The sequence below is a fragment of the Xanthomonas sp. DAR 35659 genome (genome assembly GCF_041242975.1).
Classification (GTDB): domain Bacteria; phylum Pseudomonadota; class Gammaproteobacteria; order Xanthomonadales; family Xanthomonadaceae; genus Xanthomonas_A; species Xanthomonas_A medicagonis.
The window spans coordinates 3,474,255-3,500,876 of sequence record NZ_CP162488.1; the positions used below are offsets into that span (position 1 = coordinate 3,474,255).

Below are 26,622 nucleotides of genomic sequence, written 5' to 3' on the forward strand. Positions count from 1 at the left end.
TGCCACCGCGGCCAGGACGTTCGGCCTCAAAAACAATCCGGATTGGCGGTGGTGCCGTCGGCACCGGAGAACTTGGTCCCGGACTGGTTGATGCTCAGCGTCCCGCACTTGTCGTTCGCCTGAGGCGAACCCGCTACCGGCGTTGCCTTCAGCGTGTAGGTGCCTGCCGCCAGATCCTCGACCGACAAGGTGTACTGCGCCGTTCCCTCGCGGGGCGACTGGAAGAAGGTCGGTTCCCAGCCGGTGTAGTGGTTCTCCGTCGTGCGGTAGCGCTCGGCTTGCTGGGTGAGCTCCATCAGGTCGGCCTTCGCCTGCGCGCGGCGGGACTTGCGCACGTACTCGGTATAGGACGGATAGGCGATCGCCGCCAGGATCGCGATGATCGCCACCACGATCATCAGCTCGATCAAGGTGAATCCGCCCATCTTGCGCGACGCTGGCACAACGCGATGCCCGGAACGCGCCCGCTGCGCCACGGTCCCGCCGGACAACCTCAGCTTCATTTGATTTGCCGCCATGACTGCCTTCCGCAGGAACGCTGGGAGATCAGCGAGTTTTCGGGTTTGTTGGGGTTCAACGTGACTTCCTTGCATTGCTGCGGTCCGCCCCCGCCGGTGCATTTCGGATCGGCAGGATCGCAGTACACCGGCTCGGACGCGACCGGCTGCGTCACCGCCACGCCACGGCTGGGGGCACCGGACCCGGTGGCGGTGGCACCGACCGAGCCGCCGCTCACCACCGTCCCGTCCGGCAAGGTCACCTGGCCATACGCCGGCGCGCCAGTCAGCAGGTTCAGGCGATAGAGCCAGTTCTGCCCGCCCGGATCGCAATCCGACGCGACTTCCGGCTGGTAGGCCGAGAACGACACCGATCCGCTCTGGATGAGCGGCCGGCCGAAGAAGCGCTCGCCGGTCGTCTGGGCCACGCCAGCGGTATTGGTGGTCAGCAGGTCCAGGTACCAGCCACGGCTCTGCAGGTAGTTGACCGCATTGCGCGAGACCGAGCGAGTTCCGGTGGTCGAGGCCGTGATGGTCTGGGCGACCAGCGCCGCATCCCGGTCGCCGGTCACCGGCGTTCCGCTGTCCCACACGCCATAGAGACTCTGCACCTGCTGGCCCATCGCACTGCTGTTGTCGCCCACGGTGAAATAGCGTCCGGTGCCGAAATAGAGCATGTAGCCATTGCCGGGGCCGGTCGCCACTTCGAACTCGCCGGTGATCGGCTGGCGTGCGCCATGCAGGTCGTGCGCGACGAACATCGGCACGCCGTTGTAGGCGACGTTCCAGTCCGAGGCATGGTCGCCGCTCAGATCGAACTTCCACACGTTGCCCTGCAGGTCGCCACCATAGACGGTGTCGACCAGGCCATTGCCGTCGGTATCCAGCGTCACCAGATTGCCCAGGCCGTTGACGTTGACATCGTCATCGTCGTTCGGCCGCAACTTGGCCAATACGCTGCCAGTCTCGATATCCACGACGAACAACACGGGATCGCTGTTGACGCTGTTGTAGCCATTGCCGATCAGCGCCACCCACTTGCCGTTCTGCAACGGCACCACGACCGGCTTGCCCATCGCATAGCCAAGTTCGGTGTCGCTCTGTCCGTTGATCTCCCAGAGCACCTCGTCGGCCGAGAACGACGCCGGATCGGTGACGTCCAGCGCGAAGGCCGCGCGGCCGCCGGCACCGGCGGTTCCGACCACCACCGTCTTCCAGTGGCCGCCCAGATAGACGTCGGCCGTCGTCAGCTGCCCGTCGACATAGAACCGGTGGGTATAACCGGAGCCGCCATCGAGGCCGGCGTCGGCGAGAAAACCGGTCTTCCCCAACACGCCATTGGGCACATAGGCGAAGGTCTCGTCGCCGGCATCGTTGAACGCATGCAGCATGCCGTCGTTGAATCCGGCGTAGATGTACTCGTGCGCCGCCTGCCCCTTGCTGGTCAGGTAAGCCGCATAGCTTCCGCGCGCGGCGGAGGCCAGGCCGGTGGCCGTCGCCCAGCCGTAGTTCGCCCGCTTGGTCGCGATCACCGGCGCGGAGTTGACGATGTCGCCGAGGATCTTCGAGCGGCGGCGGAACGGCGCGGTGTTCTTGGCCGTGCCTTCCATCGTCTGGTCGCCGCGCAGGTAGTCCACCAGTTGACCTGGCGTGACGTTGCCGCCGAACTTGTTGATGATGTCGCCGGTCGTGTAGCCGAGACGATTGAAGATCTCGGCCGCGTCCGCCGCCGCGCTGCCGCTCGGCGTTGCGACCAGATTGGCGGCGGTGAACTCGCGCACCACGTTGGAGCGGTTGGTGGAATTCACGCTCGACAGCGCGGTGAAGATCTTGCGCTGCGCGACGCCAGCGGCATCCGTCGGCATCTTGGCGGCCGCGCTCCATTGCACGGTCCCCAGCAGACCATTCGACAGCACCGGGAACTTCTGCAGGTCGCCGACCCAGTCCGCTCCGTTGTTGTAGTTTCCGTAGCTGGGCGCCACCACATAGGAACTGGACGACACCCGTGCACCGGACACGGAGACGGTTCCGCTACTTCCGTTCTGGTTCTCGATCGCATCGAACGTCTTGGTGAGCTGCGCCTTCAGGTACAGCGGGTTGGTCACCAGGAAGTAGTTGTCGGGCGTGCCATCGTTGTTGGCGTCGGGGTTGAGATCGGTGCCGTACTTCGCGGCGTACCAGAGCGGGCTCTCGAGCAGGCTGGCGCCCACGTTGTTGCCCACATTGAAGGTACGCGTGGCATTGAGCGGCAGGCCGACGCAGTCGTTCGGGGGCGCCTGGGTATTGCAATAGCCGGGCGCGCGACCGGGCGGCGTATTCAGGCGATAAGCGACATTGTCGCCGCCTTGATCCTTCACTTCCAGGTACACGCCATCGGCAGTGGTACCGGAAATCACATAGCCCATGTACTGACTGATGCCGCCAGCGGCGTACTCGGACGACAGGGACACGACCAACTGATTGGTCTGATTGACGGCCAGCGTGTAGAGCACGAAGGCATCCATGTCGTGGTCGGCGCCCTGCTCCACATCCTCGTAGTTGATACGGAACTCCGCATACGGCCGGCCGCCGTTGGTATTGGCGTCGTGATCGCGGCCGCGCGGATCGGTGTTGGCCACCTTCTGGACGTAGAAGTCCACGATCTGATTGGTCGGCTGGAAATTGCTGGTCGCACTGATGTTGCTGCCGGCCACGGATTTGGCGAACGGCACCAGGGTGATGCTGCCATCGCCGACCGGGAACTTGAACTTGGGCAACGGCGACGCCAACGCCACCGAGTAGGTGCGCATGTGCTTGTCGCCGCCGACGAACTTGGTGGCGCCATAGCGGGCCACGCCGGCGGAATAGAAGGTGCCCTGCTTGCTGGGCTCTTCCGGCGACAGGCCGCGGACCGTCGAAAGATTGCTGACCGTCTTCGGCGTCGGCGCGTTGTCGGTCACGCCGTTCGACTCGCCGATGAAGACGCTTCGCGAGCCGCCCCCTTCCAACTCCCATATCTTGTCGACCTGCGCCGACACGTTCAGATCCTGCAGCGAATCTGGATCGCCGCTCGAACTCATCGTCCCCCAATGGGTGCCGGGCACGCTGTAATCGTAGGAGGGATTGATGTCGCTCAACACCGTCATCGTCGGCTGCGAGCACTTCGGATAGCCGCCACCGCCATCCTGCGAGGCCACGTAGGGCGGCTTCCATGCGGGCTTGGACAACCCGAGCGTCGACTCGTCGACGCCCGACGTATAGTTGAACTCGCTGCGTGGCGTTTTCGCGCCACCGAAGTAGCGCAAGGTCTCGTACATCATCTCGGCGACCGGATTGCCCCACATCCAGCACTCGCCCTCGTTCACCGGGCGGGTGGTGATCCAGCCGCATCCGTAGGTGTAGTCGCTGTAGCGGAAGTCGAGCATGCGGAAGGTGCTGATGGTATGCACCACCCCCTTCACGTCGCGGCCATTGCCGCAATTCCCGTTCAGACAATACTGGCCGGTGCTTGGATTGATCTCGTCGGAGAAACTGCCCATGTTCTTGCGCAGCACGCCGCCGGAGATGTTCTTGGCATAGGAACCAGTGAGCAGGCCGAAGTACATGCGATCGGTTTCGCCGTAATCGTGCAGGATGCCGGTGGGCTTGATCGCGCCGCTGGGATAGATCTTGCAGTTGTCCTCGCGCAGTTCGGCGGTCGCCGAGCATGCCTCGACGCGCAAGGCGTAATTGGTCATCGCCGTCGCATTGGCATTGGCGGGCGGAATCCAGTACAGCTGCCAGTTGTCGTCGCCGCCGCCTTCCTCGTGACGGAATACGACCGAGTGCAGGCCCGCGTTGAGATAGACGGTTCCGGAATGGGTATTCAGGCTATCAGCGCCGCTGTTCTGTCCATGACCGCCATACCAGGACGCGACCACGGTGCCGTCGATCGCCACGTCCACGGCGTCATCGCCATTGACCGCGAACTTGTAGTTGCCGGCCTGGGTGATGTTGATCTGTCCGGAAATCCGCGTGTGGTAATTGTCCTGCGTGCAGCCATTGGAGCCGGAAAACGGATTGTTGTTGCCTCCGCTGGTATTGATGGCGGCGACCGTGCCGGTACCGCAACGATTGGAGTTCTTATCGGCGGCGAACAAGTTGTCCATCGCCGTCTTGTCGCCCGGATTGCCGATCGAGTCCTTCCAGGTGATGATCTCAAGGGGATTGGCGTAGGCGACGCTCGGCACGACCTCCCATCCGGCCTGCGAACTGTTGACGCAATTGACCCGGGTACTGGAGGCGGTGAAGCAGTCGTCGCCGGCGACCGGGCGCTCGATCGACACCCAGTTCCAGATCCGGAACGGCGTATTGTTGAGCACCCGCATCTGCGGAATGCCGTTGTCGGACAGCGTCGTCACCGCGAACAGGACGTAACGCCCGCTGGCAGGCGCGGCATACGGCGTGTACTTGCTGATGTCGTACCCGTCGCGGGCGATGCTCTGATATTCCTTGCCCCAACTGTGCGCGTCCTCAGGGATGTAGGCCGCACGCAGAATCGTCTCGCTCGTGCTGTCCACCTCGCGGTAGCCGCCGAACAGGACCTTGCGCAGGGCGTCCATGCGCGAGGTGGTGACGTAGTTCAGGAAATCGCCACTCCACAGGTTCGTGCATTGCTTCTTGTTGGTACCGGTTGCCTGGCTGACCGGTCGGAACAACTGCCCGCCGGTCCCTTCCACCGACTGGTAGCAGACGTTAGAGTTGTAGTAGCCGTAGTAATTGATGGTGTCCGGCTTGTAGCCGACGTCCAGCACCCCATCCTCGTTCAGATCGGACGCGTCGTTGTAGGCTTCGTAGTACAACTTGTGGTCGCGCCCCATCACCAGCATGTTCAGCGGCGGCAGCGAACTGCGCAGGAACAGCGGCTGCTGCGAGATATTCAACTCCCCGGGCGCGGTGATCGCGCGCCCCACGATGAATGCCGCGACGCCCAGCAGCCCTAACAGTATCCAGTGTTTGATTTTCATCGCAGACCCATTAAGGCTTGATGTAGATGCTGTCGACGGCAGCGAAGGCGGAGGAGTCCTCGGCCTCCTTCTGATCCCGACTGTACGCAGTGATTCGGTACCAGTTGCACAGGGTTTCCGATTCGTCGGCGGCAGCAGCGGCACTGCACTGCCCGGTACAGCGACTGATGTTGCGCACCCTCACATCGTTCACCTGCGCGTCGTCGGCGCTCTTGGCCCAGGCCTCGGCGGAAAACGGCGTGGCGCAATCCTCGTAGTCGTAGGCCGTGTTCGCCGCGATGCTCACTTCCGCGTCGCGGACACCACCTTCGGCGCGCTGGAACGCCTGGTTGGCGGCCAGGTAATTGGACGACATGCGCTCCTGCATGGTCGCCACCTGCATGCCGACGATGCCGATCAGGGTCAGCAGGATCAGGATGATCAATGCCACATACAGCACTGCACCGCGCTGGGAACGCGAGGACGCAGGCGAGAACCGACGCTGGATGGTCATGGGTCAGTCCCCGAAAAGTCGATTGCGCATGGCGACGGTCGTTTCGTAGACCGCCCGGTAACGTCGGTCGTCCGGTGGCGTCATCGTCACCTGCAGCAACGACAGATGCGATGCGGCGAGCGGGCGGGACTTTTCCATGTTGCCATCGCGCACCAGCAGGGCCATCTGCACCGCCCCCACGCGCCGCCAACGCGCGGCATGGGTCGCATCGCCGATCGTGGCGGCGCTGTTGACCTTGGTGATCTTGCCGGAAGGCGGCAAAGAGACATCGCTCTGCGCGTCCTCGCCGTACAGCAATTGCAGCGATTCGACGCCCTCGACCATTTCCTCGGTGGTCGCCTGGATCGCGTCGCTGCCGGGCACGGATGTCCAGCGCGTGCGATACAGGGCCGGAACCTGGGTCGTCGGGTTCAGGGCGACGTAGTAGGCCCGCGTTTCCGCGCGGAACAAGGTGGTCCCGCCCGCCTTGTAGGACAAGGCGCCGTCGTTTCCGGACACATAGCTAAAGCTGGACTTGTTCAGGCCGCTGACCGCCACCGACATCGACGTCGTGCTCGGGGCGGATGCGGCCTGGAACACGGTGGCGCTGCTGCAGTCGGCGATCGCGTACAAGCCCGGGCCTGCGGTCGCCACCGCGCCATCGGACGCGGCGTACTGCAAGGTGGACGTCGCGCCCAGGGTCAGCGCCGTCAACGGCGCCTGCTCGGCGGAGAAATAGCGCACCACCACGATATCGCTGCCGGCGACGGGATGCAGCCCGGCAAGATCGTCCGGCAACGCGGGTGTCCAGCTATCCGCGCTCCCCGCGGCGGGTGTGGCGGACAAGGTCAGGCTATCGCCAGGCGCCGTTCCATTGGCTTCGAAGCCCTGCACGCCCAGGTCGAACCGCAGCGGAAACGGGAGCGCCGCGACGTTGTTGGTATTGCGGTCGGGCCCGCTCAGAAACAGCGAACGGATATTGCCGCCGGACACCGTGCCGGCCGCGTCCTGCGCCAGCAGGGACTGGTCGTTGACGCAGCCCGCGTGCCCGACCATGCGCAGGTCGCGGGACAAAAAGTCCATCGCGAAGCGGCCGTTTTCCTGGTTGCGCGCGACGCCCTGGGAGAGTTGGTAGGACGCCCGCGAGGCGGAGAACACCTGAATCACGCCGACCAGCAGGATCAAGCCGATCAGCAAGGCGATCATCAGTTCGATCAGCGACATGCCGCGCATGCGGCGGGCACCGAGGCGGACCGGGCTCATATCCGGCTCTCCAGCGTGAAGCTGGCATTCTTCTTGGCCGCTTCGGTTTCCCAGGGCGCGTCGCCCCAGCGCACCGTCACGGTGACCTTGCCATCGCTCTCCAACTGCACCTGCGCCGCGCCTTCGGGCAGCGAATTCTTCACCTGGCACTTCCAGCGCGCGATGTTGTTGGCGATGCTCGCGTCGGCCTTGGTTTCGCAATCGCCCTCGGCAACGCCGGCGAAACTCGCGTAGTCGATCGCACTGTAGGCGTACAGGCCGGAATCGGTCCGCTGGGTGCGCATCAGGTCGACGACCTCGTAGGCCAGGTTGCTGGCGATGGTGCGCTGCTGCGCGCTCTTGGTGAAACGCACGTTCATGGTCTGCAGCAAGCCGAACGCGAGCAGGCCGAATCCCAGGATCAGCACCGCGATCATGACCTCGATCAGGGTGAAACCGCGCTGCCGCGCGCGAGCGAATCGAGGGCGCTGCCTCATATGCAGGCTCCCACTTCGGTCTGCACCTGACCGGTCGGGGTGATGGTCAGCGTGCGGCGCAGCGACTGGTCGCCGCAACTGTCCGGCTGGATGCTGATCGCCTGGCTGCCGTCGCTGCTGCGCAGGCCGCGCGCATCGAACGTGATCGGCGCGCCCGGGCCGGAGACCACGATATGGCGATTGCCGCTGGAGAAACGCAGGACCACTTCCCCGGCATCGAGCACGCCATCGGCGTTGGCGTCGGCCCAGGCCAGCCAGCCGGCACTCCAGTCCTCGCCACAGGTGGCGCCGTCGGCACTCGCGCAGACGCCGCCGCCGCGCGTGCTGCGGACCGCTTCGGTGCGGGCCAGCGCGATCAGGGAAACGGCATCGTTGGTCGCTGTCGACACCCGGGTGGAGCGCAGCGTGTTCTGCATGCTCGGAAACGCGATCGCCATCACCACCGCCATGACGGCAATGGTGACGACGAGTTCCACGAGCGTGAACCCGGCGTGACGAAACGACATCCAGACTCTCCCCAGAGTGATGACGCAATCCTGATCCCGGCCCCATCATACCGCAAGCGCCACGGGACGAACGGCCTCCCCAAGGCCGTCTCCGGTCTCCATGCCCTCCCCCGCCAGCGGCCGGCCTAGCCGGCCCACCTAGCCCGGAAGGTCGGCCTCCCCGCTCAGGCCATGACCCGGTAGCAGGGCCGGTACTCCCCGGAGATCTTCATCCGGCGCTGCTCGACGAAGGCGCGCAGCAGTTCGTCCAGGGCCTGCATCATGTCCGCGTCGCCATGGATCTCGAACGGGCCGTGCTGCTCGATGCGGCGCATGCCGTCCTCCTTGACGTTGCCGGCGACGATGCCGGAAAAGGCGCGGCGCAGGTCCGCCGCCAGCGCATGCGGCGGGCGTCCGTGGTGCAGGTCGAGCGCGGCCATCGCCTCGTGGGTCGGCGCGAACGGCAACTGGTACTCCAGCGGAATGTGCAGCGACCAGTTGAAGTAGAACGCGTCCTTCTGCGCCTTGCGGTACATGCGCACCTGCTGGATGCCGGCGGCCATCTTGCGGGCCACCGCGATCGGGTCGCCGACCACGATCTCGTAACGCGAGGTGGCCGCCTCGCCCAGAGTCAGGCGCAGGAAGCGGTCGATCTGCTCGAAGTACGGCGCGGCGATGGTCGGGCCGGTCAGGATCAGCGGGAACGGCAGCTCGCGGTTCTCCTCGCGCAGCAGGATGCCGAGCAGATACAGGATCTCCTCGGCGGTGCCGACGCCGCCGGGGAACACGATGATGCCGTGGCCGATACGGACGAAGGCCTCCAGGCGCTTCTCGATGTCCGGCATGATCACCAGGTGGTTGACGATCGGATTCGGCGATTCGGCGGCGATGATGCCCGGCTCGGTGATGCCGATGTAGCGGTTGTCGTGCTTGCGCTGCTTGGCGTGGGCGATGGTGGCGCCCTTCATCGGCCCCTTCATCGCGCCCGGGCCGCAGCCGGTGCAGATGTCCAGCCCGCGCAGGCCCAGCTCGTAGCCGACCTGCTTGGTGTACAGGTATTCGTCGCGCGAGATCGAGTGGCCGCCCCAGCACACCACCAGGTTGGGATCGGCCGGCTGCAGGATGCGGCCGTTGCGCAGCTGCCCGAACACGGCGCTGGTGATGCCTTCGCTGGAGCCCAGGTCGGCGGCCGATTCCGGCCCCAGCTCGATCGCCATGTAGGCCAGGTCGCGGACCACGGCGAACAGCAGTTCGGCCACGCCGTTGATGATCTCCCCGTCCACGAACGCCATCGCCGGCGCGTTGAGCAGGTCGATGCGCACGCCGCGGTCGCGCTGGACCACCTGGATGTCGAAGTCCGGGTACAGGTCGCGCGCGGCGCGCGGGTCGTCGGAGGCGCTGCCGCTGGTCAGCACCGCCAGCGCGCAGCGTCGCAGCAGTTCGTGCAGGCCGCCGCTGGAGGCATCGCGCAGGCGCACCACTTCCGCGCGCGAGAGGATGTCCAGGCCGCCGCGCGGGTAGATCCGCGCGTCCACTACCGGCAGCGCCCGCGCCGCCGTATTGCTCGTCGTCATATCGGAATTCTTGTCGTTGTCGTCAGCCGGCTGACTTTAGCGTCAGCCCCCGCAAAAGAAAACGGCCGGGTTGCCCCGGCCGTCTTCCGTCGCGCTGCGCGCCGGCTTAGAACGTGTAGCGCAGGGTCAGCAGCAGCGACCAGCGCTGCGACGGATTCTGCGTTTCGTTGATGGCCAGGTCGGTCGGCGCGTAGGTGCCGTTGCGGTTGTACAGGCTGGTGCTGGAGATGTCGTAGATGTACTTGCCGTCGGCGGTGACGCCGGCCACGTTGGCCAGGTTGCGCACCAGCGGGAAGTCGGCGCGGCGCTCCACGCCCCAATCCTTGTCGATCATGTTCAGCACATTGAACATGTCGAGGCGGATCTCGCCCTTGTGGCCCTTGGCGAAGCCGGGAATCTCCTGACTGAAGGACATGTCCAACTGGTTGACCCACGGCGCGCGCGAGGAATTGCGCTCGGCGACCTGGCCCTTGTAGCGCGACAGCTCCGGATGCTTGCCGACGTACTCCCAGAACGAGGAGGACAGTTGCTGCGAGGTCGCGTTGGCCCAGACCACGTCGTTCGGACCGGACGGAACGTAGGCCAGCGAACGCCCGGAGATGCCCAGGCCCTGCGCGTCGTTGCCGAACACCCAGCTGTACGGCGCGCCGTTGTGGCCGTCGTAGAACGCCGACACGCGGGTCGCGTAGTCGCCGAAGAACTTATGCTCCCAGCTCAGCTGCGCGATGATGCGGTTGGGGATGGAGTAGTTGGAGATGCCTTCGGCGTCGTCCGACGGGTTGTACCAGGCGCGGTTCTGGTAGCTGCTGTAGGCGACGCTGGAGGTACCCGGGTTCACTTCGGTGGCGCGGCTGTAGGTGTAGGCCAGCATCGCGCTCCAGGTGCCGTTGAAGGGCTTCTTCAGCGACACGGTGAAGTTGTCCGACTTGCCCTTGTCCGTGTTGGTCAGCAGGATGACGTTGCTGAACGAGGCGTTCTTGTTCCAGTTCGCGGTATTGCTGCTGCCCGGCGCCTGGCTCGGGAAGCGCGCATAGGTGTAGCGGCCGTCCGGCAGCGTGCCGGTCGGGGTACCCATGTTCAGATCCTGGTACAGGATGCCCTTGTCCACATCCAGGTGCTGGTACTCGGCGGTGAACACCAGGTCCTGCCACGGCAGCTGGTGGTCCAGGCCCAGGGTGTACTTGTAGACCGCCGGCAGCTTGAAGTTGGGGTCGACCACGTTGACGGTCATGCTGGAGTTGCCCAGGCCCGGCGGGGTCACCGTGCCGCCCGGGACGTTCTGGCCCAGCGGATCGGCACTGAACGCCGGATCGGTCGCCGTCTTGCGACGGTTGACGTCGTAGGTGGTGACCGCCACGCCATTGTTGGAGTACGGGTTGCCCACCCACACCGCCGGGGTGTTGGAGATGAACAGGCCCGCGCCACCGCGCAGCTGGGTCGGACGCTCGGTGCCCAGGTCATAGTTGAACGAGACACGCGGCTGCAGGACGTTGTTGCCGTCGATGGTGCCGGTGTTGGCGAAACCGAAGCCGCCCACCGCCGCGTTGGCGTTGGCCGGCGTCGCGCGCAGGCCGCACGCGCCGAAGTTGCCGGTGACGCCCGGGTCCGCGGCGAAACAGGGGTTGTAGGTCGGCAGCGGATCGACCTTCGGCATGTCGTAGCGCAGGCCGTACTGGATCGACAGACGATCCGTCGCCTGCCAGGTGTCCTGCAGGAACAAGCCGTACTGCTTCATCTTGAAGATGGCGGCGACATTGTCCAGCGAGTAGCCCGCCGCCGGCTGCGACAGGCGATAGCGGCGGTAGGTGCCGCTGGCGAAGTCGGCGATCGAGTTGAATTCGTAGGTGCCGTTGTAGCGCTGCAGGAACAGGTTGTAGACCTCGTCCTGCTGATAGTCCACGCCGGCCTTGACCACGTGGTCGCCAAGGAACCAGCTACCGGCGAAGTACGCGTTCCAGCTCTTGACGCTGAGCACGTTGGCCTGGCTGGAATAGTCGGTGCCGAGCAGCACGCTGGTGCCGGTATCGGCGCCGCTGGTGCGCACGGTGATCTCGGGCTGGTAGCCGCCGATCAGCGGCACGCGGTCCTGGGTGAACTTGCTGTAGCCCACCGACGCTTCGGTCGAGAACGTCTCGCTCCAGTCGTCGTAGAAGCTCAGCGCGTAGCTGGTGTTGACCTTGTTCAGCACGTACCAGTTGCTGGACAGCTTCAGCTGGGTCGCGCTGCTGGCGGTGATGATCGGCTCGTCTTCTTCGGTGCGGCTGAAGCGCAGGCTGGCGCGGTGGTAGTCGCTGATGTTCCAGTCGAGCTTGGCCAGGTAGCGCTTGCTCTCGATGTCGGTGCTGGCCGAACCGTCGTCGCCCGGCGTAAGGCCGAGGTTCTGCGCGGTCGTGGTGATCTGCTGCAGCTGCGCGGTGGTCAGCCCGGTGACCTTGTTGGTGGCGCTGGAGTCGGAGGTCCCCCAGATCGCGCCCGGGCTGGCCTTCTCGCTCTCCTCGTAGGAGGCGAAGAAGAACAGCTTGTCCTTGAGGATCGGCCCGCCCAGGGTCGCGCCCTTGGTGGTGTCCTTGGAGTAGCCGGTCCACTTGGCGTCGGTCTTGCCCTTGCCGATCATGTCGTCGGCGTTCTGGTAGACGTAGTAGGCCGAGCCGTGGAAGTCGTTGGTGCCGCTCTTGGTGACGGCATTGACCCAGGCGCCCACGCCGCGGCGGGTGGCGACGTCGAAGTTGGCGGTGGAGATGTTGTAGCTCTCGATCGCGTCCTGCGAGATCGGCGTGCCCTTGGTCGGCAGGCCGTTGTCGTTCAGGCCGAACGGGTCGCCGGCGCTGATGGTGTCGACGGTGATGCTGTTGTAGCGGTTGTTCTGGCCCATCGCCGAGAACGCGCCGCGATCGCGGTCGGTGACCACGACGCGGGGATCGGAACGCACCACGTTCTGGATCGAGCGGTCCGGCATCGGCGTGCGGTCCAGGTCGCCGCGCGACAGATTGGTCGCCACGCCCTTGTTGTCGGGGGTGAACGCCTCGGCGCCGCGGGTGGCGGTGACCTGCATCGACTCCAGGGTGGCGACGTCGCCGGTCAGCTGCGCATTGACGCTGGCGACCTGGTCCAGGCCCAGATAGATGCCTTCCTGGGTCTGGGTGCCCTCGCCCGGCTTGGTGATGGTGACGTTGTACGGACCGCCGACGCGCAGGCCGCGCGCGTTGTAGCGGCCGCTCGCATCGGTGCTGGCGCGGCTGACCGTGCCGGATTCGACGTGGGTGATGGTCACTTCGGCGCCCGCGACGGGCTGGCCATTGTGGGTGACCAGGCCGCCGATGCCGGAGGAGGTGCTCTGGGCGAAGACGGGGGCGGCGGCGAGCGCAGCAACGAGGCCAAGGGTGAGCTTGGACATCCGGAGACGGCGGGGTTGGGTCATTGCAATAGCCTCGATGGAGTTGACGAAATGCGCATAGCTCGCCGTCCCTGGTAGGCGCACGGCAGCGGAATGTGGGTTCGTGCCCCCTTGCTGGATCCCCCGCAAGGGTTAACGTGAGTTTAACACCATAGGGCCGATTTGTTGCCAAACCGTGACAGTCGGGCGCAAACCGACATGACGCGACACGCATCCCAGTCTGGACGAGGGTTGAAGATGCGAATCGTAGGAAATCGGGGCATAGCCGCCCCAGGCCCCCGGGCCGTCAAACCTTGTCCCCCTCCCGGCAGGATCCGGTTGGGGCGAGTCCTCAGCCGGCGATCGGCGACTTCAGATAGGCCGTCAGCCCGTCCAGGAACATCTGCACCGAGATCGCCACCAACAGCATGCCCATCAGCCGCTCGACCGCGGTCAGCACGCGCATGCCGAGCAGCTTGTACAGCAGCGTGCCGGAGAACAGCAGCGCCGAGGTGCCGACCCAGGCCAGGATCAACGCCAGGCTCCACTCGCCCAGGCGGGTGGGCTCGTTGCTGCCCATCAGCATCACCGCGGCCATGCCCGAGGGCCCGGCCACCAGCGGGATCGCCAGCGGCACGATGAACGGCTCGCCGTCCGGGATCTCGCCCATCAGGCCCTCCGGACGCGGGAAGATCATGCGGATGCCGATCAGGAACAGCACGATGCCGCCGGCGATGGCCACCGACTCCTGGCGCAGGTGCATCACTTCCAGCGCGTACTTGCCGCCCCACAGGAATGCCATCAGCACGCCGAGGGCGATCAGCAGCTCGCGCGCCAGCACGATGCGCTGGCGCCGCGCCGGCAGCGGCTTGAGCACGCTGAGGAACACCGGGATGTTGCCCAGTGGGTCGAGGATCAGGAACAGCAGCAACGCCGCCGACAGGATGGTCATGCCAGGGGCTCCCAGATCGCGCCGCGATGCGCGGCGCCGGCGGGCGACAGCAGTTCCACGCAGGCGGGCGCGTAGCGCGCCGGATCGACCGCGTCGAAGTCTTCCTGGTGGGTGTAGGCGCGGGCGCGCAGCGCGGTGCGCATCGGCCCGGGCTGCAGCCCGGCCACGCGCACCGGCGAGGCCGCCAGTTCGCCGTGCAGGGTCGCCAGCAGGCCGCGACGGCCGTGCTGGGCCGCGCCGTAGCCGCCCCAGTAGGCCTGGCCGACGCGCGCCGGGTCGTCGAGCGCGAACACGATCGCCGCGTCGGGCGCCTGCTTGAGCAGCGGCAGGCAGGCCTGGGTCAGCCAGGCGGGCGCGGTCAGGTTGACGTGGATGGCGCGCGCGAACTGCGCCGGATCGGCGTGCTCGAACGGGGTCAGGCCGACGAAATCGGCGGCGCAGTGCAACAGCCCGTCCAGCCGCCCGAGTTCGGCCTGCAGCCGCTCGGCCAGCGTCGCGTAGTCCTCCGGGGTGGCCCCGAGCAGGTCCAGCGGATACAGCAGCGGCTGCGCGCCGATCGCGGCGATCGCGTCGTAGACCCGGTGCAGGCGCGCCGGCTTGTGCCCGAGCAACACCACGGTGGCGCCAGCCTCGGCGCAGGCCAGCGCGGCGGCGCTGCCCAGCCCGCCGGCGGCGCCGCACACCAGCACCACGCGCTGCGCCAGCACGCCCGCGGGCGCCATCGCCGGCTCGGTCACGGCTGGTAGGCCTCGGCCACGATGCGTTGCAGTTCGCCGGACTCGAACAGTTCCAGGGTGATGTCGCAGCCGCCGATCAGTTCGCCATGGATGAACAGCTGCGGGAAGGTCGGCCAGTTCGAGTGGCGCGGCAGATTGGCGCGAATCTCCGGCTCCTCGAGCACGTTGACGGTGTGCAGGCGTTCGGCGCCGGCGGCCAGCAGCGCCTGCAACGCGCGACTGGAGAAGCCGCACATCGGATACTGCGGCGTGCCCTTCATGAACAACACGATGGGATGGCGTTCGACGTCGGCCTGGATGCGCTCCATCACCTGCATGGGGACTTTCTCCTGCTGGAGCGAAAGAACGCGACCTCGGCGGTCGGCTAGACTTTCGCGTAGCCGCATAGTGTAAGCCCTGCGCATGCCGGACCGACATGCGCCCGCCACCGCTTCCGAGGATCCATGGCCATCGAACTCGCTCCCCTGCCCTACGACCGCGCCGCGCTGGCGCCGCACCTGTCCGCCGAGACCGTGGACCTGCATCACGGCCAGCACCAACGCGCACTGGTGGAACGGCTCAACGCGCAACTGGCCGGCGGCGAGTTCGCCGACCTGCCGTTGCCGGACCTGGTGCGCCGCACCCAGGGCCGTCTGTTCCAGCACGCGTCCGAGGTCTGGAACCACGCGTTCTACTGGCAGGGACTGCGCCCGCGCGGCGGCGGCGAACCCGGCGGCGCGCTCGGCGAGCGCATCGCCAAGAGCTTCGGCGACTTCGCCCGCTTCAAGGCCGATTTCGAACGCATGGCGCTGGCCGTGTTCGGCTCCGGCTGGGTCTGGCTGGTGCAGCGTCCGGACACCACACTGGCCCTGATCGCCACCGCCAACGCCGGCTCGCCGCTGACCGGCGAGGACACCCCGCTGCTGGCCTGCGACCTGTGGGAGCACGCCTACTGCATCGACTACCGCAACGACCGCGCGCGCTATCTGGAGGCGTTCTGGAAGCTGGTGAACTGGGAGTTCGTGGCGGCGAATCTGCGGTGAGGCCGGGATTAGGGAATCGGGAATCGGGAATCGGGAATCGAGTAAAGGCTTGCGGCGTTGAGGCGGCCCGCGGTCGCCGCCAGCCTCGTCCGCCAAGGCTCGCGTCCAGGCCGCGCGGCCTGAACGCGCCATCCAATGTCGCTCAGCCCTGCGTCTGCAGGGCCGCGATCACCGGCGCGACCTGCTGGCTGCGCTGTAACTGTTCGCCGACCGCCTGCAATGCCTGCGCCAAGGCGGCGGGCGTGTCCTCGCGCAGCGTCGCATGGCCCACCTTGCGGCCGTCGCGCGCGTCCTTGCCGTAGTCGTGCCAATGCCCGCCCGGTTGCGCCAGCACCGGCGCCGCATCGGGCATCTGCCCCAGCCAGTTGAGCATGCAGGCATGCCCGCGCATGCGCGTGGCGCCCAGCGGCAGACCCAGCACCGCACGCAGGTGGTTCTCGAACTGCGAGGTCTCCGCGCCTTCGATGGTCCAGTGGCCGGAGTTGTGCACGCGCGGCGCCATCTCGTTGGCCAGCAGTTCGCCATCGCGGCAGAACAGCTCCAGCGCGAACACGCCCACGTACTGCAGGCGCTCGGCCAGCGCGCGCGCATGCGCGACCGCCGCCTGCTCCAGCGCGGCATCGGCCCGCGCCGGGGCCAGGCTGGCCGACAGCACGCCCTGCACGTGCCAGTTCTCGGTCAGCGGCCAGCTGCGGAACTCGCCGTCGCGGCCGCGCACCGCCACCACGCTGACCTCGCGCTGGAACGGGACGAAGGCTTCCACGATCAGGCCCACGCTGGACGCCTGCGCGCCCAACGCGGCCCAGGCCGCCTCGGCGTCGGCCGCGGATGCGATCCGGAACTGGCCCTTGCCGTCGTAGCCCAGACGCCGGGTCTTGAGGATGCACGGCGTGCCGATCCGCGCCAGCGCCGCGTCCAGTTCCTCGCGGCTGGCGACCGCGGCGAACTCGGGCACCGGGATGCCGAGTTCACGGAACAGGGTCTTCTCGGCCAGGCGATCCTGCGCCACCGCCAATGCGCCCGGAGTGGGGAACACCGGCACCTGCCCGGCCAGCCATTCGGCGCTGGCCGCCGGCACGTTCTCGAAATCGAAGGTGGCCACGTCCACCGTGGCCGCGAACGCGGCCAGCGCCGCCTCGTCGGCGTAGTCGCCGACCCGCAGCGGCGCGACCTGCCCGGCGCAGGCGTCGGCCGCCGGATCCAGCAGCGCAAAGCGCAGGCCCAGCGGCACGCCGGCCAGCGCCAGCATGCGCGCCAACTGTCCAGCCCCCAGAATGCCGACGGTGGTCATTGGCGCGGATCGTCCTTGGCCATCACTTCGTCGGTCTGACGCTGGCGGAAATCGTCCAGCGCCGCAGCGATCTGCGCATGCTCGGGGGCCAGCATTGCCGCGGCGAACAGCGCGGCGTTGGCCGCACCGGCATTGCCGATCGCGAACGTGGCCACCGGGATGCCCGCCGGCATCTGCACGATCGACAGCAACGAGTCCATGCCGTTGAGCGCCTTGGACTGCACCGGCACGCCCAGCACCGGCACCGCGGTCTTGGCCGCGAGCATGCCCGGCAGGTGCGCGGCGCCGCCGGCACCGGCCACGATCGCGCGCAGGCCGCGCGCGGCCGCTTGCTCGGCGTAGGAGAAGAGAACGTCCGGCGTGCGGTGCGCGGACACCACCTTCACTTCATAGGGCACGCCCAGCGCATCGAGTTTCTGCGCCGCATGCTGCATGGTCTCCCAGTCGGAGCGGGAACCCATCACGATGCCGACCAGCGGCGCGGTTTGCTTGGAGGTCATGGCCGTCCCCTGCCTTAAAGACGTATTCTAGCCGTCTTCCACGCAAGACGAAGACCGGATGGACCGCAAACTGCTCGACCTGCTGTGCTCGCCCGATACCCGCCAACCGCTGGCGCTGCTGGAGGCGCGCGGCCTGGAAGCGTTGAACCGCGCCATCGCCGCCGGCGGCGTGCAGCGCGCCGATGGCAGCGCGCAGGCGCAACCGCTGCGCGAAGCCCTGGTCACCCGCGACCGCAAGCAGGTGTTCCGCGTCGACGACGGCATCCCGGTGCTGCTGGCCGAGGAAGCCATCGGCACCGCCCAGCTCGCCGACTTCCCGGACAAATGAGCCACGACCTGGCGCCGCCGGCGCAGGCGCAGATCGACGCCGACGTGGCGCGCGCGCTGGCCGAGGACCTGGGCAGCGGCGACGTCACCGCCGCGTTGCTGCCGGACGGCGCCGACAGCGCCTACCTGCTGTGCAAGCAGGACGCGGTGATCGCCGGCCGCCCCTGGTTCGACGCCTGCCACCGCGCGCTCGACCCGCAGGTCCGGATCGACTGGCATGTCGCCGAAGGCCAGCGCGTCGCCGCCGGCACGGTGCTGGCCCTGCTGCACGGGCGCAGCCGCGCGCTGGTCAGCGCCGAACGCGCGTCGCTGAATTTCCTGCAGACCCTGTCGGCCACCGCCACAGCGACCGCCGCCTACGTGGCCGCGGTCGCCGGCACCGGCGCGCGCATCCTCGACACCCGCAAGACCCTGCCCGGCCTGCGCCTGGCGCAGAAGTACGCGGTGCGCTGCGGCGGCGGCGACAACCACCGCTTCGGCCTGTACGACACGGTGATGCTCAAGGAAAACCACATCCGCGCCGCGGGCTCGCTGCCCGCGGCGGTGGCCGCCGCGCGCGCGCAGTGGCCGGCGCTGCCGCTGGTGGTCGAAGTGGAAACGCTGGAGCAATTGCGCGAGGCACTGCAGGCCGGCTGCGACCGCATCCTGATCGACGATTTCACCGCAGAGCAGCGCCGCGAGGCGGTGGCGATCGCCGCGGCCGCGCCGTTCCATCGCGCGATCCCGCTGGAAGTGTCCGGCGGCGTCGACCTGGACGGCGTGCGCGCGATCGCCGCCGACGGCGTGGACTGCATCTCCATCGGCGCACTGACCAAGCATGTGCAGGCGGTGGACCTGTCGCTGAAGCTGGGTCCACCGCCGCACTGACTTCACGGCCGCGGCGACGCCCCTCTGCGACGCTGCACGCCTCCCCCAATCCGAGTTGCCGATGGCCCGTCCCTGGTTCGCGTTGTTGTGCGCCGCCGCCCTGTTCCCCGCCGGTCGCGCGGCCGCCGCGGAGGTGTGCGACCTGCCGCCGCGTTTCGGCCTGACCCCGACCGCCGTGGCCATCGTGCGCACCGCCTGCAACGAACACCGGCTGTGGTGGCGGCCGTTCATCGACACCCAGGGCCGGCTCGCCGGCCTGCGCGTGACCGAAGCCGAGCGCGGCGACCTCGCCGACCACGGCATCGAGGCCTGGCAGCGCGTGGCCGCGTACTGGCGCGACAGCGGCACGCTGGGCGCGATGGGCGGCAGCGACGGCGCCGACAGTTGCCAGCAACTGGACGGCTCGCGCTACCGGCAGGCGGACTGCCGCGCCTTCCTCGTCGACAACCCCTGGTCGGCGGCGTTCGTGTCCTACGTGATGGTGCGCGCCGGCGTGAGCGGCTTTCGCACCTCGATCCGGCACATCGACTACATCCGCGCCGCCTACCAGGGCGGGCCCGACGGCCTGCCGTACCGCTACGCCGATCCGCAGCAGGACAAACCGGCGCCGGGCGACCTGCTGTGCTTCCTGCGCGGGCGCAAGCAGCCGCTGGGCGCGGCCGGGCTGCGCGAGGCGCTGGCGCGCGGCGGCGCGCTGCCCTGGGAATCGCATTGCGACATCGTGGTCGCGGCCAACGTCGGCGGCGACCGCACGCTGTACCTGATCGGCGGCAACGTGCTCAATGCGGTGACCATGCGCAAGCTGCCGCTGGACCGTGCCGGGCGCCTGCAATTGAAGGCGCCGCTGGCGCAGGACCAGGTCGGCGACGATGGGGCCGGACTGGAGTGCACGCCGGGCCGCGAGGAACTGTGCGACTTCAACCGCCAGGACTGGGCGGCGCTGCTGCAGTTGCAGCCGCAGGCGCAGCTATCGACGCCGCCGCCGACGCTGCCGGGCGCGGTCCCGACGTCGAATCCGGCGCCGGAGCAAACACCGATCCCAGTGCCCCAGGGCCCCGCGCCGACGACGGCACCGGCACCCGCCGCACCCGCCACCGTGCCGGCAACCACCCCGGCGACCACCCCACCCGCGACCGACCCACGCGACGCGGAATCTTCGCAACCGACGCGCTGAGCGGGGCGCATCGCACCCAGCGCGGCGGCGCCGCGCGTTCGATGACGGAAGCTGGCGGCAGTTTCATCTGCCCTCTTGATGCTTGCAGGAAGCTCGAAAGCACTAGACCGCAGGCACCAATGGCAACGTTGCAACGCCGTCGGCCAGTAGCCAATGCCGGCGGCAATGCCGAGCGTGGGCTGCACCGACCATCGCGACGCAAGCCAGGCGCAGAAAGAAAAGGCCCGATTCACGCATCCGCTTCGAGGCTCATATCGATCAATCCGGGCTTCGCTCGCCCTGCGGCCGCCGCGCACACTCCCTGCTGTCGATGCGCTGTGCCCGACTCCTGGCCGCAACAGCACTCCGATTCCCGATTCCCGATTCCCGATTCCCGATTCCCCAATCCCCAATCCCCAATCCCCAATCCCCAGATTGCAGCCGCCCCCGCCGCCTCGCTACAGTGGCGCCATGCCAAGTCTGATCCTTTGGATGATCGTCGGTGCCGCGGTGTTCGCGTTCTGGAATGCTTCGCGCGCCGCCGCCGAACGCGCCGAAACGCTGGGCCGCAATGCCTGCAAGGCCGCCGATGTGCAATGGCTGGATCAGAGCGTGCACGGCACCGGCCTGCGGCTGCGGCGCCTGCCCAGCGGCTGGCTGGGATTCGAGCGCAGCTTCCGCTTCGATTACTCCTACGATGGCGTCGATCGCCACAGCGGTCGCATGGTGCTGCTCGGCGACCGGCTGATTTCCTTCACCGGACCGTCGGTGGCGACGGTGACAGCGTTGCACGAAGGGCGCGAATCGCCCGATTGAGGCGCCTGTGGGCTACGCGGTAGGTTCGAGCGCGGCTTCGCTTCGGCTACTACTGCGGCGGCGTCGATCGCGACAGCGGTCGCGTGGCGCTGCTCGGCGGCCGGCTGATTTCCACACGGTAGGCCGACCCCGCGATGACGGGATGCCCGTCGCGGCTGAAGCCGCTCCTACAACAGCGCGCAGGCATAGGCGTAGCGCGATCTGCACGCTGCAACGCGAGATGCGTTGGCTCTCGGGGCCGAAGCCGGAAAGCGAAAGCTGCTACGTGATGCCCGCCGCATGGTGACGCTTCGGCCTGGCAGAGTCGTTGCCTTCCGCCCTTTCCCGATCCGCGACGGCATCAGGCGCGGCATTGTCGCTCTCACGCGGCCGAGGACCCAAAGCCCCCCCGACCCCAATGCAGTGATTCCTCAATGCCGCGTTGTGCGGCACCACACTGTCTCTGCCGAGACAGTGATCGCGGCAGCCGTATGGACCCTCAGCGCCGGGTCAAACCCCTGGCCATCGACAAGACAAATCCGCGCTCACACCGGACGCGCTTGAAACCTTGCGCGGCGCCTACTTCACCACGCGCAGATGCGGGCGCTTTCCGCCGGCATTGTCGTCGGATCCACCAGGGCGCGGCGGCGGCGGCGTGTCGTCGCCCGGCGGCTCGCTGGCGCCGTGGATGTCGTCCGGCAACGCCATGCCCTGCCCGGTCTCGCGGGCGTACACCGCCAGCACCGCGGCCATCGGCACCTGCACCGGATAGCTGACGCCGCCGAAGCGGGCGGTGAAACTGACCCCGTCGTTATCGATCTGCAGGCGCACCACCGCGCGCTCGGCGATGTTGAGCACCACCCGGCCGTCCTTGACCGCGCTCGGCGGCACCTGCACGTTCGGCAGGCCCGCATCCACCAGGATGTGCGGCGTCATGCCGTTGTCGTTGATCCACTCCACCAGCGCCCGCAACAGGTACGGGCGATGGCTGGTCATGCGGGAAGTCTCGTCGGTCATGCGCCAATTCTACGCGCCGCGACGCGATGGCGCCGGCGCAGCTCGGAAAACAACGGGTGCGCCACGCGCGAGCGCGCCATCAGGCCGGCAGGTCGCGCAGCTTCTTTTCCTGGTCCGTCAGGCTGCGGATGAAACCGGGATTGCGGAAGATGCGGTTGCCATAGTCCTCGATCGCCTTGCCGTCCTTGGGCAGCGGGATGTCCAGCGCCTGCAGGCGCCAGATGATCGGCGCCATCGCGCAGTCGGCCAGGCTCATTTCCGGGTTGAGGAAGAACTTGCTGGCCTTGAACAGCGGCACCGACGCGGTCAGCAGTTCCTTCAACCGCTTGCGCCCGGCCTCGGCCTGGGCCTTGTTGCCGAGCTGGATCGCCTGCACCTGCGGTACCCAGTCGTGCTCGATGCGCAGCATCGCCAGACGCAGGCGCGCGCGCGAAAGCGGATCGACCGGCATCAGCGGCGGATGCGGATAGCGTTCGTCGAGGTATTCGCTGACCACGGACGCGGCGTACAGCACCAGTTCGCGTTCGACCAGGGTCGGCACCGAGTGGTAGGGATTGAGGTCGATCAGGTCTTCCGGCGGATTCTGCGGATCCACCGCCACGAAATCGTAGGTCACGCCCTTGGCCGCCAGCACCAGGCGGACGCGGTGGCACAGGACATCATCCGTGGAGGAAAACAACGTCAAGGTATTTCGCATGCGCAAACTCGCCGCCATTCAAGGCTCTCCGACGACCGGAATCCGCCGGCCGCATCGACGCCGCCAGCACCTTGCGGACGGTCATCACGGCCCCTGAGTGTGCAACCCTCGCTCACAAAAGCCAATAGGATGAACAGGGGATCGGGTCAGCTACGATGCAGCCAGCGCGCGGGTCGCGACGCCGGCCCCCGCTCAGTGCACGTCGCGCCAGTATTCCTTCTTCAGCAGGTAGGCCAGGAAGGTCAGCAGCGCCAGGAACAGCACCACCCACACGCCCAGACTCTGCCGCTTCAAAGCCGCCGGTTCGCTGGCGTATTCCAGGAAATTGCTGATGTCGCGGACCGTCTGGTCGAACTGCGCCGGGGTCTGCTTGCCGGGCGAGGCCAGCTGCAGCCGTTCCACCGGCTTGTCCACGCCGGGCTGCTCGGCCTTGCCGTAGACCGGCTGTTGCAGACCCTGCAATTCCCACAGCGGATTGGGCATCGACGCATTGGCGAACAGCGTGTTGTTCCAGCCCAGCGGACGCGACTGGTCCAGGTAGAACGACTTGAGGTAGGTGTAGACCCAGTCGGTGCCGCGCACGCGCGCGATCAGGCTCAGGTCCGGCGGCGCCTTGCCGAACCACTTGGCCGCCGCATCGTGCGGCATCGCCGCCTCGATGTGTTCGCCGACCTTGGCACCGGTGAAGTTGAAGTTCTGCATCACCTCGTCCTCGCTCAGTTCCAGGTCCTCGGCCATGCGCGAATAGCGCAGGTATTTCAGCGAATGGCAGCCGGAGCAGTAGTTCATGAACAACTTGGCGCCGCGCTGCAGCGAGGCGTGGTCGCCCAGGTCGTTGCCGGCCTGCTGGGTGGCGCCGCCCTCGGCGGCCAGCGCCGAAGCGGACAGCAGCAGCGCCGACGCGAAACAGGCGAGCGTGGAAATCAGGCGTCTGCTCATGGCTGTCCCCCCGCCGTGGCACCGAACAAGGAACCGAGCATCTGCGCGCCCCAGAACATCATCTGCCCCCACGGCAACAGGTTACTCATGCAGGACACCACGGCGACGGAAGCGGCACAAACCGAGACCACGATGAGAGGCTTAGTCATGGGTGGTCACCCGCTCCGGCACCGGTTTGGTCCGGTCCAACGTGGTCCAGATCGGCATGGTCAGGAAGAAGCCGAAGTACAGCACGGTCAGCACCCGCCCGATGATGGTCTCGCTGGCATCGGTGCCGGGACCGGAGCCGATCACGCCGAGCCAGACGAAGCACACCGCCAGCACACCCAGCATCAGCTTGGAGATCCAGCCGCGGTAGCGGATCGACTTGACCTTGGCGCGGTCCAGCCACGGCACCAGGAACAGGATCGCGATCGCCGAGAACATCACCAGCACGCCGCCGAGCTTGTTCGGCACCACCCGCAACATCGCGTAGTACGGCGTGTAGTACCAGACCGGCTTGATGTGCTCCGGCGTCACCAGACGGTTGGCCTCGGTGAAGTTGTCGTGCTCCAGGAACAGCCCGCCGAACGCCGGCACGAAGAAGATGATGAAGGCGCCGATCAGCAACAGGAAGCCGACCCCGACCATGTCCTTGACCGTGTAGTAGGGATGGAACGGAATGCCGTCGGCCGGCTTGTTCGGATCCCAGCGATTGCCCTTGGGCCCCTTCTTGATTTCCACGCCGTCGGGGTTGTTGGAGCCGACCTCGTGCAGCGCCCCCAGGTGCAGCACCACCAGCAACAGCAGCACCAGCGGCAGCGCGATCACGTGCAGGGCGAAGAAGCGGTTGAGGGTGGCGTCGGACGGCAGGTAGTCGCCCATGATCCACTCGGTCAGGCCGTTGCCGATCACCGGGATCGCGCCGAACAGCGAGATGATCACCTTGGCGCCCCAGAACGACATCTGCCCCCAGGGCAGCACGTAGCCCATGAAGGCTTCGGCCATCAGCACCAGGTAGATCAGCATGCCCAGGATCCACACCAGTTCGCGCGGCTTCTTGTAGCTGCCGTACATCAGCCCGCGGAACATGTGCAGGTACACCACGATGAAGAACAGCGAGGCGCCGGTGGAGTGCATGTAGCGGATCAGCCAGCCCCACTCCACGTCGCGCATGATGTATTCGACGGAATCGAATGCGGTCTTGGCGCCCGGCTTGTAGTGCATCGTCAGGAAGATGCCGGTGACGATCTGGTTGACCAGCACCACCAGCGCCAGCGAACCGAAGTAGTACCAGAGGTTGAAGTTCTTCGGCGCGTAGTACTCGCCGACGTGCTTGCGGTAGAAGGGCATCAGCCCCGGTGCGCGTTCGTTGACCCAGCCGGACACGTTGTCCGCGGTGCGGGTGAAGATATTCTCAGCCATGGCTTAGGCGGCCCCCTTCGCGGACGAACTCGGATCGACGCCGATCACCAGGGTGTTGTCGTCCTGGTAGTGATGCGGGGGCACCAGCAGGTTGATCGGCGCCGGCACGCCCTGGAACACGCGCCCGGCCATATCGAACCGCGACTTGTGGCAGGGACAGAAATAGCCGCCCTTCCACTCCGGGTCGTAGGGTTCGGGGCGGATCTCGGCGACCATCTCCGGCGAGCAACCCAGGTGCGTGCACAGCCCGACCAGCACCGAGATGTCGGGCTTGATCGAACGGCCTTCGCCCTTGATGTAGGGCGGCTGCTGGTCGGTGACCTCGGACTTGGGGTCCTTGAGCCGGCTATCCAGCGTCGGCAGCGCGTCCAGGATCGCCTTGGAGCGCTTGACGATCCAGATCGGCTGGCCGCGCCATTCCAGGATCAGGCGCTGGCCTTCCTGCAATGCGCTGATGTCCGCGGTGACCGGCGCGCCGGCCAGCTTGGCCTGGGCGCTGGGGTTCCACGACTTGATGAAAGGAACCGCGACGAAACCTGCTCCGACCGCACCCACCACCGCCGTGGTGGCGGTGAGAAAGCGGCGGCGTCCTACGTTTACAGAATCGTTGACCCCATCGTTGGCCATCCGGCACTCCGATCTGTGATTGGGTAGCGTGAGGCTGCCAGCGGCTCGGTGGGGGTCGAGCCGCATAAAATCGCCTGCAGTGTAGCGGAACCGTCAAGGCGCAGACAATGCATCGCCGCGGCGGCAATCGAATGGCTCAATGCGCGGTCGCCAGCACGCCGCGGTAGCGATCGGCCAGGATGCCGACGCGCTGCACGTAGCGCTGCGTCTCGCTGTAGGGCGGCACCCCGCCATGCTTGTCCACCGCGCCCTCGCCGGCGTTGTAGCCGGCGGCGGCCAGGGTCAGGTTGCCGTTGAAGCGCTTCAGCAGCCAAGCCAGATACTGCACGCCGCCGCGGATGTTCTGCGCGGCGTCGAAGGAATCGCTGACCCCGAAGCGGCGCGCGGTCGGCGGCATCAGCTGCATCAGCCCCTGCGCGCCGGCGCGGCTGAGCGCCATCGGGTTGTACGCCGACTCGGCATGGATGATCGCCCGCACCACCGCCTCGTCGACCCCGTACTCGCGCGCGGCGGCGGCGATCTCGCTCTGGTAGGCGGTGGTGTTCAACCGCACGGCGCCGAAGTTGAGTCCCGGATTGGCGCAGGCGTAACAGGTCTCGATGAAGCTGTAGTGGATGGTGCGCACCGCGCCGAGGCTGGCGACCTGGGTCGGCCGCGCGCTGGTGTAGTGGCGCACGCCGTCCTTCATATAGGAATAGACCTGGCCGCTGACCACTCGCCGCGGCGCGGCGCCACTGGCGGCGGGGACGGGCGCCAAGCGCGTCGGGGCGGCGGCAGCGGCGACCGGCGCCACCATGGGGGGACTGATGATGGTGGCCGGCGCGCCGGACTGGGGCGTGGCCAGGACCACCGCATCGCTTGGCACGCGCTCGGCGGCCACCTGCCGCGCGGCGCGCGCCGGCGCGGCGGCGGGACGCGGGGTCCGGCGATCGGGCACGTACTGACTGACCACGCTGCAACTGGCGCCGGCCACGCGCTTGCTGACGTAGCTGGGGACGCCGTCGCCGCCGATGCACTTGTACAGGGTGCCGGCACTGGCCGGCGTAGCCGACAGCGCAACGATTGCCAGCCCCAGAAGCCCCACCATCCCCTTCATGGCGGCGAGTGTCCCAACTTCGCCCGCGCTTGCCAAGTGCGGGCGGTCGCCATCGGGACCGGCTTCCGCTTTG

The 26,622-nt window shown here is 67.3% G+C and carries 24 protein-coding genes; 5 read left to right on the forward strand and 19 right to left on the reverse strand.

Translation table 11 applies throughout. The features are described 5' to 3' along the window. Positions 1 to 26: 26 nt before the first annotated feature. The 11 genes from AB3X07_RS14455 to grxD all read right to left on the reverse strand — a co-directional run bounded on the left by AB3X07_RS14455 (position 27) and on the right by grxD (position 15,131). Positions 27 to 503: a type IV pilin protein gene (locus tag AB3X07_RS14455; protein WP_369939288.1), complete on the reverse strand. Its 477-nt coding sequence runs from the start codon at positions 501 to 503 to the stop codon at positions 27 to 29. Beyond that, positions 500 to 5,482, reverse strand: a complete 4,983-nt coding sequence (locus tag AB3X07_RS14460) for a PilC/PilY family type IV pilus protein (protein WP_420018525.1) — start codon at positions 5,480 to 5,482, stop codon at positions 500 to 502. The genes AB3X07_RS14455 and AB3X07_RS14460 overlap by 4 nt, the downstream gene beginning before the upstream one ends. Positions 5,483 to 5,492: 10 nt before the next feature. Then, positions 5,493 to 5,975, reverse strand: coding sequence for a pilus assembly PilX family protein (locus AB3X07_RS14465; RefSeq protein WP_369939289.1), 483 nt, complete (start codon positions 5,973 to 5,975; stop codon positions 5,493 to 5,495). Between the two features lie 3 nt (positions 5,976 to 5,978). Next, positions 5,979 to 7,217 carry a PilW family protein gene (locus AB3X07_RS14470; protein ID WP_369939290.1) on the reverse strand — a complete coding sequence of 413 codons (1,239 nt, stop codon included), beginning with the start codon at positions 7,215 to 7,217 and terminating at the stop codon, positions 5,979 to 5,981. Next, positions 7,214 to 7,693: a type IV pilus modification protein PilV gene (gene pilV / locus AB3X07_RS14475; RefSeq protein ID WP_369939291.1), complete on the reverse strand. Its 480-nt coding sequence runs from the start codon at positions 7,691 to 7,693 to the stop codon at positions 7,214 to 7,216. The genes AB3X07_RS14470 and pilV overlap by 4 nt, the downstream gene beginning before the upstream one ends. Then, positions 7,690 to 8,199: a GspH/FimT family pseudopilin gene (locus AB3X07_RS14480; RefSeq protein WP_369939292.1), complete on the reverse strand. Its 510-nt coding sequence runs from the start codon at positions 8,197 to 8,199 to the stop codon at positions 7,690 to 7,692. Before AB3X07_RS14480 ends, pilV begins: the two co-directional genes overlap by 4 nt. Positions 8,200 to 8,363: 164 nt before the next feature. Beyond that, a complete protein-coding gene (ppnN, locus tag AB3X07_RS14485; RefSeq protein ID WP_369939293.1) occupies positions 8,364 to 9,752 on the reverse strand; it encodes a nucleotide 5'-monophosphate nucleosidase PpnN in 1,389 nt (462 codons plus the stop codon). A gap of 106 nt (positions 9,753 to 9,858) precedes the next feature. Continuing rightward, complete coding sequence (locus AB3X07_RS14490) at positions 9,859 to 13,170, reverse strand: TonB-dependent receptor (RefSeq protein WP_369939294.1); 3,312 nt, start codon at positions 13,168 to 13,170, stop codon at positions 9,859 to 9,861. 307 nt (positions 13,171 to 13,477) lie between these two features. Beyond that, entirely contained in the window at positions 13,478 to 14,077 is a 600-nt protein-coding gene (locus tag AB3X07_RS14495; RefSeq protein WP_369939295.1) for a YhgN family NAAT transporter, read from the reverse strand. Continuing rightward, entirely contained in the window at positions 14,074 to 14,799 is a 726-nt protein-coding gene (locus AB3X07_RS14500) for an SDR family NAD(P)-dependent oxidoreductase (RefSeq protein ID WP_369939296.1), read from the reverse strand. Before AB3X07_RS14500 ends, AB3X07_RS14495 begins: the two co-directional genes overlap by 4 nt. Before the next feature lie 11 nt (positions 14,800 to 14,810). Further along, positions 14,811 to 15,131 (reverse strand): Grx4 family monothiol glutaredoxin, encoded by a 321-nt coding sequence (gene grxD, locus AB3X07_RS14505; protein ID WP_369939297.1) that lies wholly within the window; start codon positions 15,129 to 15,131, stop codon positions 14,811 to 14,813. A 126-nt stretch (positions 15,132 to 15,257) separates the two neighbouring features. On the opposite strand from grxD, the gene AB3X07_RS14510 reads away from it, so the two are divergent. Beyond that, complete coding sequence (locus AB3X07_RS14510; RefSeq protein ID WP_369939298.1) at positions 15,258 to 15,836, forward strand: superoxide dismutase; 579 nt, start codon at positions 15,258 to 15,260, stop codon at positions 15,834 to 15,836. 142 nt (positions 15,837 to 15,978) lie between these two features. Here the strand turns inward: AB3X07_RS14510 and AB3X07_RS14515 are convergent, their stop codons facing one another. Continuing rightward, positions 15,979 to 17,127, reverse strand: coding sequence for a 5-(carboxyamino)imidazole ribonucleotide synthase (locus AB3X07_RS14515; RefSeq protein WP_369939299.1), 1,149 nt, complete (start codon positions 17,125 to 17,127; stop codon positions 15,979 to 15,981). Next, complete coding sequence (gene purE / locus AB3X07_RS14520; RefSeq protein ID WP_369939300.1) at positions 17,124 to 17,627, reverse strand: 5-(carboxyamino)imidazole ribonucleotide mutase; 504 nt, start codon at positions 17,625 to 17,627, stop codon at positions 17,124 to 17,126. Before purE ends, AB3X07_RS14515 begins: the two co-directional genes overlap by 4 nt. Before the next feature lie 58 nt (positions 17,628 to 17,685). Between purE and AB3X07_RS14525 the strand changes: the two genes are divergently transcribed. The 4 genes from AB3X07_RS14525 (at position 17,686) to AB3X07_RS14540 (ending at position 20,790) form a co-directional block, all read left to right on the forward strand. Further along, positions 17,686 to 17,955, forward strand: a complete 270-nt coding sequence (locus AB3X07_RS14525; RefSeq protein WP_369939301.1) for a Trm112 family protein — start codon at positions 17,686 to 17,688, stop codon at positions 17,953 to 17,955. Then, positions 17,952 to 18,821: a carboxylating nicotinate-nucleotide diphosphorylase gene (nadC, locus tag AB3X07_RS14530; RefSeq protein WP_369939302.1), complete on the forward strand. Its 870-nt coding sequence runs from the start codon at positions 17,952 to 17,954 to the stop codon at positions 18,819 to 18,821. The genes AB3X07_RS14525 and nadC overlap by 4 nt, the downstream gene beginning before the upstream one ends. A 61-nt stretch (positions 18,822 to 18,882) precedes the next feature. Next, entirely contained in the window at positions 18,883 to 19,995 is a 1,113-nt protein-coding gene (locus AB3X07_RS14535) for a DUF2272 domain-containing protein (protein ID WP_369939303.1), read from the forward strand. Between the two features lie 450 nt (positions 19,996 to 20,445). After that, positions 20,446 to 20,790, forward strand: a complete 345-nt coding sequence (locus AB3X07_RS14540; protein ID WP_369939304.1) for a DUF3301 domain-containing protein — start codon at positions 20,446 to 20,448, stop codon at positions 20,788 to 20,790. A 558-nt stretch (positions 20,791 to 21,348) separates the two neighbouring features. On the opposite strand, the gene AB3X07_RS14545 is transcribed toward AB3X07_RS14540, so the two are convergent. The 6 genes from AB3X07_RS14545 to AB3X07_RS14570 form a co-directional block, all read right to left on the reverse strand. Continuing rightward, on the reverse strand, positions 21,349 to 21,786 hold the full coding sequence (locus AB3X07_RS14545) for a ClpXP protease specificity-enhancing factor (protein ID WP_369939305.1): 438 nt from the start codon (positions 21,784 to 21,786) through the stop codon (positions 21,349 to 21,351). Between the two features lie 79 nt (positions 21,787 to 21,865). Continuing rightward, positions 21,866 to 22,501 (reverse strand): glutathione S-transferase N-terminal domain-containing protein, encoded by a 636-nt coding sequence (locus AB3X07_RS14550; RefSeq protein WP_010342124.1) that lies wholly within the window; start codon positions 22,499 to 22,501, stop codon positions 21,866 to 21,868. 174 nt (positions 22,502 to 22,675) lie between these two features. Continuing rightward, complete coding sequence (locus AB3X07_RS14555) at positions 22,676 to 23,422, reverse strand: cytochrome c1 (RefSeq protein WP_369939306.1); 747 nt, start codon at positions 23,420 to 23,422, stop codon at positions 22,676 to 22,678. A 141-nt stretch (positions 23,423 to 23,563) separates the two neighbouring features. Further along, complete coding sequence (locus AB3X07_RS14560) at positions 23,564 to 24,826, reverse strand: cytochrome b (protein WP_369939307.1); 1,263 nt, start codon at positions 24,824 to 24,826, stop codon at positions 23,564 to 23,566. 3 nt (positions 24,827 to 24,829) lie between these two features. Further along, positions 24,830 to 25,453 (reverse strand): ubiquinol-cytochrome c reductase iron-sulfur subunit, encoded by a 624-nt coding sequence (gene petA / locus AB3X07_RS14565; RefSeq protein ID WP_369939308.1) that lies wholly within the window; start codon positions 25,451 to 25,453, stop codon positions 24,830 to 24,832. Positions 25,454 to 25,589: 136 nt separating this feature from the next. Then, positions 25,590 to 26,549: a lytic transglycosylase domain-containing protein gene (locus tag AB3X07_RS14570; RefSeq protein WP_369939309.1), complete on the reverse strand. Its 960-nt coding sequence runs from the start codon at positions 26,547 to 26,549 to the stop codon at positions 25,590 to 25,592. Between the last annotated feature and the right edge of the window lie 73 nt (positions 26,550 to 26,622).